Here is a 15,571-nt window from a genome sequence, read left to right on the forward strand (position 1 = left end):
GGAGTGACGACACCTACGCGTTTCCTGAACGTCAGAGATTGACTGCTCGATGATCGCGAAATGAACTAACTGACTGTCAATTATCACAGTTATGCAGCGTAGGCGGGGCAGGCAGTCTGATGAGGCGTCTCCCGGGCCTCTGGCGTGGGGGAATTCACCATCATCCGAGGAGCACATCTAAAATGGACAAAAAAACTTCGGCCCCCGCAAGTTGGGTAGGCGATACATTTTCAGGAAGTGCCAGCGGCTACACCGGCAATCTCGAAATGCGCTGGAATCGAGTGGGCAGCAGTCTGACAGTACAAACGCTCAGGTACATGTTCACCGCCAATGGTAATCGCCACAGTGCAAACATCAATTTCGAGGTAAAAGCCGAGAATGATGCAAAGTGGAAGGTCGATTCCCCTGATAACAGGCGGCAGGACGGTCAATGGCATGTCTGGGATACCACCCATACGATGGCCGTGGGAGGCTCCATCTGGATTGAGATCTTCGTGACGTTCATTTTTGACATGGGTGGCCCTGATGACCGCAGGACAGTCAGTCAGCGCTTTAATATTTAACAGTCGAGTGGGCGTCTGGCATCGCAGATGCCGGCGCCCGTATTTCTATAAATAATGTGTTTGCCATAGGTCCTCTGAGCAGTTTGTGGTTAACTTCGGCCTCTCGAATTCGTTAAACCCAACACAGCATAAGGATTCCGTTCATGGCTCAAGTCACCCTTCGTGGTAACCCTGTCCAGGTTGAAGGCGAATTGCCGAAAACCGGTACCCAAGCCCCTGATTTCACCCTGACTGCCGGCGATCTGTCGGACGCAACCCTGGCGACCTTTGCCGGCAAGCGCAAAGTGCTGAATATCTTCCCAAGCGTCGACACCCCGACCTGCGCCACGTCGGTGCGTAAATTCAACGCCCAGGCCAACGAGCTGACCAACGCTGTTGTGCTGTGCATCTCCACCGACCTGCCCTTCGCCCAGGCGCGTTTTTGCGGCTCCGAAGGCCTGGAAAACGTGAAGAACCTGTCCGACTTCCGTGATTCGGATTTCGCGGTGGACTACGGTGTTTCGATTGCCGATGGCCCGCTCAAAGGCCTGACCGCGCGCGCCGTTGTCGTGCTGGACGAACATGACAATGTGCTGCACAGCGAGCTGGTCAGCGAAATCGGCCAGGAGCCAAACTACGAGGCAGCCCTGGCTGTTTTGAAGTAACTGTTTCGGTACGTTACTGTCGTTTGGCAGTAACACGTATGATGCATGCTTGCGGCCTGGCCTAGTCCAGGCCGTTTTTATTTGTCGCTCAGGTGCTTAGCGAAATGGCGAACGGACTAAGCGCAGATGTTTACAGTTTTAAGCCCAAGGTAAATAGCCGGTAAAGGCGCTTTTCTTAACGCGCTCCAGTGCTTATCTTTCAGCCTCCCAAAGAAGAAGCTCTCGCGCCCAATGGTTGATCACTCCATGCAATCCCCCCCCCGCAACTCCCGCCGCTGGTTGTTCGGCCTGCTTGTGCTGCTGGCTATCGCCGGCCTGTGCTGGAAATTCTGGCCCAGCGGTGCCGCCCATAAAGACGCGCCGGGCGGCCATGCGAGCAAGACCGGCATGGCGCGCCCTGGGTTTGGTGGTTCCACTGGCCCGGTGCCGGTACGCGTGGCGCCTGCGGTGCTTGGCGAGTTCCCGGTGTACTACAAGGCCTTGGGCACGGTTACCGCGCTGAACACGATCAATGTACGCAGCCGGGTGGGCGGCGAGTTGGTGAAGATCGCGTTTGAAGAAGGGCAGAGGGTCAAGGCCGGCGACCTGCTGGCCGAGATCGACCCGCGCAGCTACCAGAACGCCTTGCTCCAGGCCCAGGGCACGCTGATGCAGAACCAGGCCCAACTGAAAAACGCCCAGGTCGACGTGCAGCGTTATCGCGACCTGTTCGCCCAGGACAGTATCGCCAAGCAGACCCTGGACACCGCCGAAGCGCTGGTCCTGCAATACCAGGGCACGGTCAAGACCAACCAGGGCGCGGTGGATGACGCCAAGCTCAACCTCGACTTCACCAAGATCCGCGCGCCGATCGGCGGCCGCTTAGGCCTGCGCCAGGTGGACGTTGGCAACTTGGTGGCGGCCAACGACACCACCGCCCTGGCCGTGATCACTCAGACCCAACCGATCAGCGTCGTCTTCACCCTGCCGGAAAATACCCTGGAAACCGTGCTTGCTCGCTACCACGCCGGCAACAAACTTCCTGTGGAAGCCTGGGACCGCGGCGATGTGAAAGTACAAGCCACCGGCGTACTGCAAAGCCTGGACAACCAGATCGACGTCACCACCGGCACCCTGAAATTCAAGGCGCGCTTTGATAACAAGGACCAGGCGCTGTTCCCCAATCAGTTCGTCAATGTGCACTTGTTGGCTGACACCCTGCATAACGTAGTGCTGGCGCCGTCGGCGGCGATCCAGTTCGGCAACACCGGCACCTTCGTCTACGTGCTCGACGGCGACAAGAAGGTCAAGGTGCAGCCGCTGGTGGTCGGCGATACCGATGGCGATAACACGGTGATCAAGCAAGGTCTCAAGGCCGGCGACCGCGTGGTGCTGGAAGGCACTGACCGTCTCAAGGACGGCAGCGAAGTCGAAGTGGTGAATGAGAGCAGCGAAGTGCCGACTACGCCGACCGAACACCTGCAAGGCAAGCCCGCCGCGAAAGGGGAGACCGGCGCTGCTGCCGGCAAGGCGCAAAAGGTCGGTTCATGAACCTGTCGCGACTGTTTATCCTTCGCCCGGTCGCCACCACGCTGAGCATGCTGGCCATTGTCTTGGCCGGCATCATTTCGTACCGCTTGTTGCCGGTATCGGCTTTGCCCCAAGTGGACTACCCGACCATTCGGGTGATGACCCTGTACCCCGGCGCCAGCCCGGATGTGATGACCAGTGCGGTCACCGCGCCGTTGGAGCGCCAGTTCGGGCAAATGCCCGGCCTCACGCAAATGGCGTCCACCAGTTCCGGCGGCGCGTCGGTGCTGACCCTGCGTTTCAACCTCGACATCAATATGGATGTCGCCGAGCAACAGGTGCAGGCCGCGATCAACGCCGCGACCAACCTGTTGCCAAAGGATTTGCCGGCGCCGCCGGTGTACAACAAGGTCAACCCGGCGGACACCCCGGTGCTGACCCTGGCCATCACGTCAAAAACCATGTTGCTGCCCAAGCTCAATGACCTGGTCGACACGCGCATGGCGCAGAAAATCGCGCAGATCAGCGGCGTCGGCATGGTCAGCATCGCCGGTGGCCAGCGCCAGGCCGTGCGCATCAAGGTCAACCCCGAGGCCCTGGCGGCCAACGGCTTGAACCTGTCGGACGTGCGCACCTTGATCGCTGCGTCCAACGTCAACCAGCCCAAGGGTAACTTCGACGGCCCCACCCGCGTGTCGATGCTCGATGCCAATGATCAGTTGGTCTCGCCTGCGCAATACGCCGAGTTGATCCTGGCCTACAACAACGGCGCGCCTTTGCGTCTAAAAGACGTGGCACAGATCGTCGACGGCGCCGAAAACGAGCGCCTCGCCGCCTGGGCCAATGAAAACCAGGCCGTGCTGCTGAATATCCAGCGCCAGCCGGGGGCCAACGTGATCGAGGTGGTGGACCGCATCAAGGCGCTGCTGCCAAGCATCACCGACAACCTGCCGGCCGGCCTCGACGTGACGGTGCTCACAGACCGCACCCAAACCATCCGGGCGTCGGTGAAAGACGTGCAACATGAACTGCTCATCGCCATCGCCCTGGTGGTGATGGTGACGTTCCTGTTCCTGCGCAGGGTCAGCGCCACGCTCATTCCGTCCATCGCCGTGCCGCTGTCGCTGGTGGGTACCTTTGGTGTGATGTACCTGGCGGGTTTCTCCATCAACAACCTCACGCTGATGGCCTTGACCATCGCCACCGGTTTCGTGGTGGACGATGCCATCGTGATGCTGGAGAACATCTCGCGCTATATCGAGGAGGGCGAAACGCCGCTTGCCGCCGCGCTCAAGGGCGCCAAGCAAATCGGTTTTACCCTGATTTCCCTGACCCTGTCGCTGATCGCGGTATTGATTCCGCTGCTGTTCATGGCCGACGTCGTGGGGCGCCTGTTCCGTGAGTTCGCCATCACCCTGGCAGTGGCGATCCTGATTTCCCTGGTGGTGTCCCTGACCCTCACGCCGATGATGTGCGCGCGGCTGCTCAAGCGTGAACCCAAGGAAGAGGAGCAAAGCCGATTCTACAAAGCCAGTGGTGCGTGGATCGATTGGTTGATCGCGCGTTATGGAAGCATGTTGCAGTGGGTGCTCCGGCACCAACCGCTGACCCTGCTGGTCGCCATCGCGACCCTGGGCCTGACCGTGGTGCTGTACCTGGTGGTGCCCAAAGGCTTCTTCCCGGTGCAGGATACGGGCGTGATCCAGGGTGTTTCCGAAGCGCCGCAGTCGATTTCCTTCGCCGCCATGAGCCAGCGCCAGCAGGCGCTGGCGAAGATCATCCTGGCCGATCCAGCGGTGGAAAGCCTGTCGTCCTACATTGGTGTGGACGGTGACAACGCTACCCTCAACAGTGGGCGCTTGCTGATCAACCTCAAGGCTCACGGCCTGCGCGACTTGAGCGCAGCCCAAGTGATCACCCGCCTGCAGCCGCAAATCGACAAGCTGGTGGGCATCCGCCTGTTCATGCAGCCGGTGCAAGACTTGACCATCGAAGACCGCGTCAGCCGCACCCAGTACCAATTCAGCATGTCATCGCCGGACGCCGAACTGCTGGCGTTGTGGAGCGAAAAACTAGTCCACGCGTTGAGCCAGATGCCCGAACTCACCGACGTTGCCAGCGACCTGCAGGACAAGGGCCTGCAGGTGTACCTGATGATCGACCGCGATGCGGCGTCACGCCTGGGTGTCAGCGTATCGAGCATCACCGATGCGCTCTACGATGCCTTCGGCCAACGGCAGATTTCTACCATTTATACCCAGGCCAGCCAGTACCGCGTGGTATTGCAGGCCCAGTCCGGCGAAACCCTGGGCCCGGATGCGCTGAACCAGATCCATGTGAAAACCACCGATGGCGGCCAGGTGCGCTTGTCCAGCCTGGCCCATGTGGAACAGCGCCAGGCACAACTGGCGATTGCGCACATCGGCCAGTTCCCGGCGGTGATGATGTCGTTCAACCTGGCGCCTGGTGTCGCGTTGGGCAAAGGCGTGGAGCTGATCAACCAGACCCAGAAAGACATCGGCATGCCGGTGGGCGTGCAGACCCAATTCCAGGGCGCGGCCCAGGCGTTCGAAGCCTCGCTGTCGAGCACCTTGCTGCTGATCCTGGCGGCGGTGGTCACCATGTACATCGTGCTGGGTGTGCTCTATGAGAGTTATATCCACCCGATCACCATCCTCTCGACCTTGCCGTCGGCGGCCGTCGGCGCCTTGCTGGCGTTGCTGCTCAGTGGCAATGACCTGGGCATGATTGCGATCATCGGCATCATTTTGCTGATCGGTATCGTCAAGAAGAACGCGATCATGATGATCGACTTCGCACTCGATGCCGAACGCAACCAGGGCCTCGACCCACAGACCGCGATCTACCAGGCGGCGCTGCTGCGCTTCCGGCCGATCCTGATGACCACCCTGGCGGCGCTGTTTGGCGCGGTGCCGTTGATGCTCGCCACGGGTTCCGGCGCTGAATTGCGTCAACCTTTGGGTCTGGTGATGGTCGGCGGTCTGCTGGTGAGCCAGGTGTTGACGCTGTTCACCACGCCGGTGATTTACCTGTACTTCGATCGCCTGGGCCGTCGCTGGCGCAAAGAGCCGCAAAGCCTGGAGCCGGTTGAGCCATGAACCTGTCCGGACCTTTCATTCGCCGGCCGGTAGCGACCATGCTGCTGAGCCTGGCGATCATGTTGCTGGGCGGGGTCAGCTTCAACCTGCTGCCGGTATCCCCGCTGCCGCAGATCGATTTTCCGGTGATCGTGGTGTCGGCCAGCTTGCCTGGCGCGAGCCCCGAGGTGATGGCGTCTACCGTGGCCACACCGCTGGAGCGCTCGTTTGGCTCGATTGCCGGCATTACCACCATGAGCAGCTCGTCGAGCCAGGGCTCCACCCGGGTGATCCTTGCGTTTGACTCCGACCGTGATATCAACGGCGCTGCGCGGGAAGTGCAGGCGGCAATCAATGCCTCGCGCAACCTGCTGCCCAGCGGCATGCGCAGCATGCCCACCTACAAAAAGATCAACCCGTCCCAGGCGCCGATCATGGTGCTGTCGCTGACCTCGGACGTGCTGCAGAAGGGCGAGCTGTACGACCTGGCCTCGACCATTCTTTCGCAAAGCCTGTCCCAGGTGCCGGGCGTAGGCGAAGTGCAGATCGGCGGCAGCTCCCTGCCGGCGGTGCGCATCGAGCTGGAGCCCAAGGCGCTCGACCAGTACGGCGTGGCCCTCGACGATGTGCGCAACACCATCGCCAATGCTAACCAGCGCCGGCCCAAAGGGTCCCTGGAAGACAGCCAGCGCAACTGGCAGATCCAGGCCAACGACCAGCTGGAAAAGGCCAAGGACTACGAGCCGCTGTTGATCCGTTACCAGAACGGTGCCGCCTTGCGCTTGAGTGATGTGGCGAAGATCAGCGACGGCGTGGAAGACCGCTACAACAGCGGCTTCTTCAACAACGAACCGGCGGTGCTGCTGGTGATCAACCGCCAGTCCGGTGCCAACATCATCGAGACGGTCAGGCAGATCAAGGCGCAGTTGCCGGCGTTGCAAGCGGTGCTGCCGTCCAGCGTCAAGCTGAGCCTGGCGATGGACCGCTCGCCGGTGATCACGGCCACCTTGCACGAAGCCGAGATGACCCTGCTGATCGCCGTGGGCCTGGTGATTCTGGTGGTGTACCTGTTCCTCGGTAACTTCCGCGCCTCGCTGATCCCGACCCTGGCGGTGCCGGTTTCGCTGGTGGGCACCTTCGCGGTGATGTACCTGTACGGTTTTTCGTTGAACAATTTTTCCTTGATGGCGTTGATCCTGGCCACCGGCCTGGTGGTGGACGATGCCATTGTGGTGCTGGAGAACATTTCCCGGCATATCGACGAAGGCGTGCCGCCGATGAAGGCGGCGTACCTGGGGGCCGAGGAAGTCGGGTTTACCTTGCTGTCGATGAACGTGTCGCTGGTGGCGGTGTTCCTGTCCATCCTGTTCATGGGGGGGATTGTCACCAGCCTGTTCCGCGAGTTTTCCATCACCTTGTCGGCGGCGATCATTGTGTCGCTGATTGTCTCGCTGACCCTCACGCCGATGCTTTGCGCGCGCTGGCTCAAGCCCCATGTCAAAGGCGAAATGACCGGTTTGCAGCGCTGGAGCCAGAAGGTCAACGACCGCATGGTCGCCGGCTATGCCACCAGCCTGGACTGGGTGCTGCGCCATCGTCGCCTGACCCTGCTCAGCCTGTTGCTGACCATTGGTTTGAACGTGGTGCTGTACGTGGTGGTACCGAAAACCTTCATGCCGCAGCAGGACACCGGCCAGTTGATCGGTTTTGTGCGAGGCGATGACGGCCTGTCGTTCAGCGTGATGCAACCGAAGATGGAAACCTTCCGCAAAGCCGTGCTCAAGGACCCTGCAGTGCTCAGCGTGGCCGGCTTTATCGGCGGCAACAGTGGCACCAACAACGCGGTGATGCTGGTACGCCTCAAACCAATCAGCGAACGCAAGATTTCCGCCCAGGCGGTGATCGAGCGCCTGCGCAAGGACCTGCCGTTGGTGCCGGGCGGGCGGCTGTTCCTGATGGCCGACCAGGACCTGCAATTCGGCGGCAGCCGCGACCAGACCAGTGCGCAGTATTCCTACATCCTGCAAAGTGGCGACCTGGCGGCACTGCGCCTGTGGTATCCGAAGGTCGTCGCGGCCCTGCGTGAGCTGCCGGAACTCACCGCCATCGACGCCCGAGAAGGCCGGGGTGCGGCGCAGGTCACGCTGATTGTCGACCGCGACCAGGCCAAACGCCTGGGTATCGACATGAATATGGTCACGGCGGTGCTCAACAACGCCTACAGCCAGCGGCAGATTTCCACCATCTACGACAGCCTCAACCAGTATCAGGTGGTGATGGAGGTCAATCCCAAATACGCGCAGGACCCGATCACCCTGAACCAGATGCAGGTGATCACCGCTGACGGCGCGCGGGTACCGTTATCGACCATTGCCCATTACGAGAACAGCCTGGCGGACGACCGCGTCAGCCACGAAGGCCAGTTCGCTTCGGAAAACATTGCCTTCGACATGGCGCCCGGAGTGACAGTCGAGCAGGGCACGGCCGCTATCGAGCGGGCGATTGCCAAGGTCGGCTTGCCAGAAGATGTCATCGCCAAGATGGCCGGCACCGCCGATGCCTTCGCGGCCACACAGAAGGGCCAGCCGTTCATGATCCTCGGCGCGTTGGTGGCGGTGTACCTGGTGCTGGGCATTCTGTATGAAAGCTACATCCACCCCTTGACGATCCTCTCGACCCTGCCGTCGGCCGGTGTTGGCGCGATGCTCGCTATTTACCTGACGGGGGGCGAGTTCAGCCTGATCTCCTTGCTGGGCCTGTTCCTGCTGATTGGTGTGGTGAAGAAGAACGCGATCTTGATGATCGACCTGGCCCTGCAGCTGGAGCGTAACGACCGCATGGGCCCGATGGAGTCGATTCGCAGCGCCTGCCTGCTGCGTTTGCGGCCGATCCTGATGACGACCCTGGCGGCCATCCTCGGTGCGTTGCCTTTGCTGTTGGGCAGTGGTGATGGCGCGGAAATGCGTCGCCCCCTGGGCCTGACCATCATCGGCGGCCTGGTGTTCAGCCAGGTCCTGACCCTTTACACCACCCCGGTGGTTTACCTCTATCTGGACCGCGCGCGCCATCGCTTCAACAAATGGCGCGGCGTGCGTACCGATGCTGCCCTGGACACTGCGCTATGACCGATTCAACCTTTGCCCGCTTGGCCATGTTCCGCGGTTGCCGCGTGGCGAGCCTGGTGCTGTGTGGCGTGTTGCTCAGCGCCTGCGCCGTTGGTCCCGACTACAAGCGTCCGGAAGTCGTCGAGCCCGCCCAGTTCAAAGAAGCCCAGGGCTGGCGCCAGGCAACCCCAAGCGACGACCTGGCCCGTGGCGCCTGGTGGGAACTGTACGGCGACCGCCAGCTCAATGACCTGGTGCTGCGCCTCAACCACTCAAACCAAACCGTCGCCCAGGCCGAAGCGCGCTTTCGCCAGGCCCAGGCGCTGGTGCGCAGTTCCCGTGGTGCGTTTTACCCCGCTGTTGACCTCAGCGTCGGTAAAACCCGCGCCAGCCAAGGCACCGGCAGCAGCAGCGCCAGCCTGAGCAGTTCCAGCAGCGGTATCCGTGACACCCTGAACGCACAGTTGGGCGTGAGCTGGGAGGCGGATATCTGGGGCAAATTGCGCCGTGGCCTGGAAGCCAACGAGGCCAGCGCCGAAGCCAGCTCGGCGGACCTGGCAGCGATGCGCCTGAGCCAACAGTCGGAACTGGTGCAAAGCTACCTGCAACTGCGCGTGATGGATGAACAGACGCGTTTGCTGCAAGCCACGCTGGAGGCCTATCAACGCTCCCTGCAAATGACCCAGAACCAATACCGTGCCGGGGTCTCCGGCAAAGACGCGGTAGCCCAGGCGCAAACCCAGCTCAAGACCACCCAGGCCAGCCTGATCGACCTCATCTGGCAGCGTGCCCAGCTGGAGAACGCAATTGCCGTGCTGATCGGCGAGGCGCCGGCCAACTTCAACCTGGCAGTGAGCAAAGATATTCCGGCACTGCCGCAGATTCCGCTGAGCCTGCCGTCGCAACTGCTTGAGCGTCGCCCGGATATCGCCTCGGCGGAACGCTCGGTGATCGCCGCCAACGCCAATATCGGCGTGGCCGAGGCCGCCTACTACCCGGACCTGAGCCTGAGCCTCGCCGGGGGGTATTCGAGCAGCACCTATTCCGATTGGATCAGCCTGCCCAACCGCTTCTGGTCGGTAGGCCCCAAGCTCGCCATGACCCTGTTCGACGGCGGCCAGCGTTCGGCGGAAGTTGACCGCAGCGTGGCCAGCTACGATGAGACCGTCGCCAAGTACCGCCAGACCGTGTTGGATGGTTTGCGCGAAGTGGAAAACTACATGGTGCAGCTCAAGGTGCTGGAAGACGAGGCGGTGGTGAGCAATGAAGCGCTTGAGGCCGCGCGTGAATCGCTACGGCTGACCCAGAACCAGTACAAGGCCGGGCTGATTGCCTATCTCGACGTGGTCACCGTGCAAGCGACGGCCCTGAGCAACGAACGCACCGTATTGACCTTGCTGCAGACGCGCCTGGTGGCCAGTGTGCAACTGATCGCCGCGCTGGGCGGTGGTTGGGATGGGCAAACACCCATTGCCGAGAAAGAGTGAGTGTGAACTCAGTCCAATGTGGGCGCGGGCTTGCTCGCGAAGGCAGTGTGTCAGTCACCGGATTAGTGGGTTGATTCACCGCCTTCGCGAGCAAGCCCGCTCCGACATTTGGACTCAACCTAAACAAAAGAATTAAGGGGTTTTCGAGCCGGCCGATTGACGTCAAAATGCCAGTAATGGCTATGCGATAATTAATCAACTGTACAAGAATTATTCTCGCTACAATCGCCCGCTTTGCCAATTTGCACGGGCCTCTCAGGCCTGCTGCGCACGAGAAGTCCCATGCTCATCGGTAGTTATTCACCCTCCCTGGTCGCGATCTCACTGTTTGTCGCGATCCTTGCTTCCTACACCGCGTTGGACCTATCCGGCCGCCTTGCCACCGCCAAAGGTCGCGCGGTTTATCTATGGATAGCCGGCGGCGCGATGGCGATGGGGATCGGGGTGTGGTCGATGCATTTCATCGGCATGCTCGCGCTGCGTTTACCGTTTGCGCTCGGCTTCGATAGCGGCATCACCGGGTTGTCGTTGTTGATCGCGGTGCTCTCCAGCGGCTTTGCATTGTGGTTGGTCAGCCAGCCGCGTTTACCCGCGTGGCAACTGGCATTTGGTGCGCTGATCATGGGCACGGGCATCGCCTGCATGCACTACACCGGCATGGCCGCGATGCGCATGACGCCGGGTATCGACTACGACCCGGCCTTGTTTGGCGCTTCTTTGTTGATTGCCGTCGGAGCCTGCGGCGCAGCGCTGTGGATCGCCTTCAACCTGCGTCGTAATACACCATACGTGCGCCTGGCACGGGGTGGCGCAGCGGTCGTCATGGGGTTTGCCATCGTCGGCATGCATTACACCGGTATGGCGGCGGCGCAGTTCGCCGATGACAGTTTCTGCGGTGCCGCACTGGATGGCTTGAGCGGCAATGGCCTGGACAATCTGGTACTGGTCACGACCCTGGCGGTGCTCGCCATCGCCTTGCTGACTTCATTGCTCGACGCGCGGCTGGAAGCCCGCACGGCGGTGCTCGCTGACTCCCTGACCCAAGCCAATGAGGAACTGACCCACCTAGCCCTGCACGACATGCTCACCGGCTTGCCCAATCGCACCTTGCTCGCCGACCGTATTCAACAAGCCATGCAGGCCGTCAAGGAGCAGGGCGGTTGCTTTGCACTGATGTTTATCGATCTGGACGGCTTCAAACCGGTCAACGATGCCTTCGGCCACCACATGGGCGACCAGTTGCTGCGTGAAGTTGGCCAACGCCTGCGTGAAGATTTGCGTAGCCAGGACACCTTGGCGCGTATCGGCGGGGATGAGTTCGTATTGCTGGTGCAACTGACCCAGCCGGATGACGCGCTCGGCCTTGCCGAACGCCAGGTGATGCTGATTAATCGCGCGTTCCAGGTAGCCGAACATGAACTGAAGATCTCCGCCAGCGTTGGTATCGCCATGTTCCCAGGCAATGGTGGCACCCCCCGGGAACTGCTGATGAACGCTGACGCCGCGATGTACCACGCCAAGGGCGTGGGCAAAAACGGCTACAGCTTTTTTGATGCATCGATGAGCACCAATGCGCGCAAGCAGTTGCAGTTATTGCAAGACCTGCGCAATGCCCTGGAACAGCAGCAGTTCCAGCTCTACTACCAGCCCAAGTTCGACGCGGTGAGCGGTATTCCGGTGGGTGCCGAAGCGCTGTTGCGCTGGGCGCATCCGCAACAGGGGCTGCTGCTGCCGGGGATGTTCATTGAACGGGCGGAAAAGACCGGGCTGATCATTCCCATCGGCGAGTGGGTGCTCAATGAAGCCTGTCGTCAAATGAGTATCTGGTACGCCCAAGGCTACGAAGACTGGCGCATAGCGGTGAACCTTTCGGCCATGCAGTTCTGCCATGCCGGACTGGTCAAGAGCGTGGCCGCGGCCCTTGAACGCCATCAGTTGCCCGCCAACAACCTGACCCTGGAAATCACCGAAACCACCGCCATGAGCGATGCCGATGCGAGCATGACCGTGTTGCAGGCGCTGTCGGACATGGGGGTCGATTTGTCCATCGATGACTTCGGTACGGGTTACTCCAGCCTCATGTACCTCAAGCGCCTGCCCGCCAATGAGCTGAAGATCGACCGTGGGTTTGTCCGCGACCTGGAGCACGACAGCGATGACGCCGCCATCGTCTCGGCCATCGTCGCACTCGGCCAGGCGTTGGGGTTGCGCATTGTCGCCGAAGGCGTGGAAACCAATGTGCAGCAGCGTTTCCTGACTCAGTTGGGGTGTGATTCCCTGCAGGGTTATCTGCTGGGGCGCCCGTTGCCGGCGGAGGCGTTCATGGCCGATATCCAACGCGCCGATACAGGCGTTGCGCCTGACAAAAGCCGTGCGTGACGGGTATTCTCGGATACGACCCTAACTGTCAGGTTGAATCAGGAGAACGCACGTATGGACAAAGTCGTCATCATCACCGGGGGCAGCCGTGGGATTGGCGCCGAGACGGCATCGCTGGCCGCTCGCGAGGGCTATCGCATCTGCATCAACTACCAGTCCGACGAAGAGGCTGCTCACCGCGTGCTCGAGCTGGTCCGTGCGCTGGGCGCCCAGGCGATTGCCGTGCGCGCCGATGTGAGCAGCGAAGATGAAGTGATCGCCTTGTTCAACCGTGTCGACGCCGAATTGGGTCGCGTCACTGCACTGGTCAACAATGCTGGCACCGTGGGGCACAAGGCGCGGGTTGATGAGATGTCCGAGTTCCGCATCCTTAAAATCATGAAAACCAACGTGCTCGGGCCGATCCTGTGTGCCAAGCACGCGGTGCTGCGTATGTCGCCCAAGCATGGCGGGCAGGGCGGCAGCATCGTCAACGTCTCATCGGTGGCGGCCCGACTGGGCTCGCCGGGTGAATACGTCGATTATGCGGCCTCCAAAGGCGCGCTCGACACGTTCACCCTGGGCTTGTCGAAGGAAGTCGCGGGCGAGGGCATTCGTGTCAACGCCGTGCGCCCTGGTTACATCTTCACTGACTTCCACGCCCTGAGCGGCGACCCGGACCGCGTCAGCAAACTCGAGTCCGGCATCCCCATGGCCAGGGGCGGGCGCCCGGATGAAGTGGCGGAAGCGATTATCTGGCTGCTGTCGGACAAAGCTTCGTATACCACCGGTACTTTTCTGGATTTAGGCGGCGGCCGCTAGCGCACCTTCAGGTCGGTAGACGGCGCAGCACTGAATAGCCTTTGTGGGAAAACTCCTTGAGTAGGCTGGCTTCCGAGTTATCCAGGGTGCTGTAGCCGTTGCTGGAGAAACCGTCGATCTGCCCGTTGCGACTATGGCTGGCGTTCAAGCTGCGATCGTCCAAGTTATCAATGAACCGCAACACTTTGTCCAGGTCGTAGGCCGCATTGGCCCTTGCTTCCGGGCCCGGATTGGCTGTGGTCCAGTCACCGACTTGCATCTTCAGGTCATCAAGCAGGTGGTAATTATCGCGGTTGTCCAAAAAGTGCTTAAGTACAGGGCTCTGCTCGATAATCCTGTCTGCCGAACGAAGGTCACCGCTAGGACGCCCCATGGGGCCCGTCATCTTGCGCACCTGCTTCTGTTCGGCTGCACGCATGTAATGGGGTGGAATTGGCAACTGCATGTGGCTTGAAGAGGCAGGCGTGTTCATGAGAAACCTTCAGTTGGACTTGGCGAAAGCGCCTGTCTCGAAGTGAGGCAGGCGCTTTCCTGTGTGGCCCTCTGTTAGGTTCGGTTCCTGTTCAAAATGACCGCACAATCCGTCCCAACGTCTCCATCGCCTTCTCCGACGCTTCAGTCCACGGGCTGCCGTAGTTCAAGCGAATACAGTTCCTGAACCGTTGGGTCGCCGAGAAAATCGGCCCGGGCGCGATGCTGATACCTTGCGCCAACGCCATCTGGAACAACTTCAACGAATCCGTCTGCTCCGGCAATTCCAGCCACAGGAAATAGCCACCGGCCGGTTGACTGACGCGCGTCTGCGCCGGGAAGTAGCGCGCGATGGCAGCCAGCATGGCGCTTTGCTGTTCTTCCAGGGCATAGCGCAATTTGCGCAGGTGCCGGTCATAGCCGCCGTGTTGCAGGTAATCGGCAATCGCTGCCTGGGCGGGCATCGATGGGCACAGCGAGGTCATTAACTTCAAGCGTTCGACCTTCTGCGCAAAGCGCCCGGCTGCGACCCAGCCCACGCGATAGCCAGGCGCCAGGCTTTTGGCGAAGGAACCGCAATGCATCACCAGGCCTTCGGTATCGAAAGCCTTGGCCGGTTTGGGGGCCTGTTGACCGTAATACAGTTCGGCGTACACATCGTCTTCGATCAGCGGCACCTGATGGCCGCGCAACAGCTCCACCAGCGCTTGTTTCTTGGCTTCCGGCAAGGTCGCGCCCATGGGGTTCTGGAAGCTGGTCATGGTCCAGCAGGCCTTGATCGGGTAGCGCTCAAGGCTTTGCGCCAGTGCGTTGAGATCAATGCCATCGCGTGGGTGCACGGGGATTTCCACCGCCTTGAGTTTCAAGCGCTCCAGCACTTGCAGGCAGGCATAGAACGCCGGGGCTTCGATTGCCACCAGGTCGCCCGGTTCGGTGACGGCTTGCAGGCACAGGTTCAGTGCTTCCAGCGCGCCATTGGTAATCAGCAGCTCTTCCATAGGCAGCATCAGCCCGCCGACCATATACCGCAGCGCGATTTGCCGGCGCAGTTGCGGGTTGCCCGGTGACATGTCGGTGACGACCAGGCGCGGGTCCATCTCGCGGCTGGCGCTGGCCAGGGAGCGTGCCAAGCGCGGCAGCGGGAACAGCATCGGGCTGGGGAAGGCCGAGCCGAAAGCCACGGTGTTGGGGTCCTTGATCGAGTCGAGGACTGAGAACACCAGTTCGCTGACGTCCACTTCGGTGGATTCGTGCACCTGTTCACTCACCACCGGCTCGGAGAACGGGCTGGGCGCATGGGTGTTGACGAAGTAGCCAGAGCGCGGTCGCGCGCGAATCAGGCCGCGGCGCTCCAACAGATAATAGGCCTGGAACACCGTGGAGGGGCTGACGCCATAGGTCTGGCTGGCATAGCGCACCGACGGCACCCGCTGGCCGGAGCCGAGCACGCCGGAGCGGATCAGTTCTGCAATGTCGTCGGCGAATTTTTCGTAGCGTTTCATGGGGCCTAATCAC

Annotated in this window: 10 protein-coding genes; 8 read left to right on the forward strand and 2 right to left on the reverse strand. The window is 61.1% G+C overall.

Annotated elements, in window-relative coordinates; translation table 11 throughout:
• Positions 1–182: 182 nt before the first annotated feature.
• The 8 genes from AACY36_RS22290 to AACY36_RS22325 all read left to right on the forward strand — a co-directional run bounded on the left by AACY36_RS22290 (position 183) and on the right by AACY36_RS22325 (position 13,585).
• Positions 183–563: a hypothetical protein gene (locus tag AACY36_RS22290; protein WP_339428002.1), complete on the forward strand. Its 381-nt coding sequence runs from the start codon at positions 183–185 to the stop codon at positions 561–563.
• 143 nt (positions 564–706) lie between these two features.
• Entirely contained in the window at positions 707–1,207 is a 501-nt protein-coding gene (tpx, locus tag AACY36_RS22295) for a thiol peroxidase (RefSeq protein WP_339418454.1), read from the forward strand.
• A 231-nt stretch (positions 1,208–1,438) separates the two neighbouring features.
• A complete protein-coding gene (locus AACY36_RS22300) occupies positions 1,439–2,737 on the forward strand; it encodes an MdtA/MuxA family multidrug efflux RND transporter periplasmic adaptor subunit (RefSeq protein WP_339497582.1) in 1,299 nt (432 codons plus the stop codon).
• Positions 2,734–5,835, forward strand: a complete 3,102-nt coding sequence (locus tag AACY36_RS22305; protein WP_339497584.1) for an MdtB/MuxB family multidrug efflux RND transporter permease subunit — start codon at positions 2,734–2,736, stop codon at positions 5,833–5,835. The genes AACY36_RS22300 and AACY36_RS22305 overlap by 4 nt, the downstream gene beginning before the upstream one ends.
• On the forward strand, positions 5,832–8,939 hold the full coding sequence (locus tag AACY36_RS22310; RefSeq protein WP_339418458.1) for an efflux RND transporter permease subunit: 3,108 nt from the start codon (positions 5,832–5,834) through the stop codon (positions 8,937–8,939). Before AACY36_RS22305 ends, AACY36_RS22310 begins: the two co-directional genes overlap by 4 nt.
• Positions 8,936–10,405, forward strand: coding sequence for an efflux transporter outer membrane subunit (locus tag AACY36_RS22315; protein ID WP_339418460.1), 1,470 nt, complete (start codon positions 8,936–8,938; stop codon positions 10,403–10,405). The genes AACY36_RS22310 and AACY36_RS22315 overlap by 4 nt, the downstream gene beginning before the upstream one ends.
• Positions 10,406–10,687: 282 nt before the next feature.
• Positions 10,688–12,784, forward strand: a complete 2,097-nt coding sequence (locus AACY36_RS22320) for a putative bifunctional diguanylate cyclase/phosphodiesterase (protein WP_339497586.1) — start codon at positions 10,688–10,690, stop codon at positions 12,782–12,784.
• Positions 12,785–12,838: 54 nt separating this feature from the next.
• A complete protein-coding gene (locus AACY36_RS22325; protein WP_339418464.1) occupies positions 12,839–13,585 on the forward strand; it encodes an SDR family oxidoreductase in 747 nt (248 codons plus the stop codon).
• Between the two features lie 7 nt (positions 13,586–13,592).
• Here the strand turns inward: AACY36_RS22325 and AACY36_RS22330 are convergent, their stop codons facing one another.
• A complete protein-coding gene (locus tag AACY36_RS22330) occupies positions 13,593–14,057 on the reverse strand; it encodes a hypothetical protein (protein WP_339497588.1) in 465 nt (154 codons plus the stop codon).
• Between the two features lie 91 nt (positions 14,058–14,148).
• A complete protein-coding gene (gene mapR, locus AACY36_RS22335) occupies positions 14,149–15,558 on the reverse strand; it encodes a GntR family transcriptional regulator MpaR (RefSeq protein WP_339418467.1) in 1,410 nt (469 codons plus the stop codon).
• Positions 15,559–15,571: the final 13 nt, after the last annotated feature.

Source organism: Pseudomonas sp. EA_15y_Pfl1_P101, assembly GCF_963970835.1.
GTDB classification, from domain to species: domain Bacteria; phylum Pseudomonadota; class Gammaproteobacteria; order Pseudomonadales; family Pseudomonadaceae; genus Aquipseudomonas; species Aquipseudomonas tritici.

Excerpts from the sequence above, each read along its gene's own strand:
- AACY36_RS22290 (WP_339428002.1), top strand. The coding sequence starts at position 183 with ATGGACAAAAAAACTTCGGCCCCCGCAAGTTGGGTAGGCGATACATTT.
- tpx (WP_339418454.1), top strand. The coding sequence starts at position 707 with ATGGCTCAAGTCACCCTTCGTGGTAACCCTGTCCAGGTTGAAGGCGAA.
- AACY36_RS22300 (WP_339497582.1), top strand. The coding sequence starts at position 1,439 with ATGGTTGATCACTCCATGCAATCCCCCCCCCGCAACTCCCGCCGCTGG.
- AACY36_RS22305 (WP_339497584.1), top strand. The coding sequence starts at position 2,734 with ATGAACCTGTCGCGACTGTTTATCCTTCGCCCGGTCGCCACCACGCTG.
- AACY36_RS22310 (WP_339418458.1), top strand. The coding sequence starts at position 5,832 with ATGAACCTGTCCGGACCTTTCATTCGCCGGCCGGTAGCGACCATGCTG.
- AACY36_RS22315 (WP_339418460.1), top strand. The coding sequence starts at position 8,936 with ATGACCGATTCAACCTTTGCCCGCTTGGCCATGTTCCGCGGTTGCCGC.
- AACY36_RS22320 (WP_339497586.1), top strand. The coding sequence starts at position 10,688 with ATGCTCATCGGTAGTTATTCACCCTCCCTGGTCGCGATCTCACTGTTT.
- AACY36_RS22325 (WP_339418464.1), top strand. The coding sequence starts at position 12,839 with ATGGACAAAGTCGTCATCATCACCGGGGGCAGCCGTGGGATTGGCGCC.
- AACY36_RS22330 (WP_339497588.1), bottom strand. The coding sequence starts at position 14,057 with ATGAACACGCCTGCCTCTTCAAGCCACATGCAGTTGCCAATTCCACCC.
- mapR (WP_339418467.1), bottom strand. The coding sequence starts at position 15,558 with ATGAAACGCTACGAAAAATTCGCCGACGACATTGCAGAACTGATCCGC.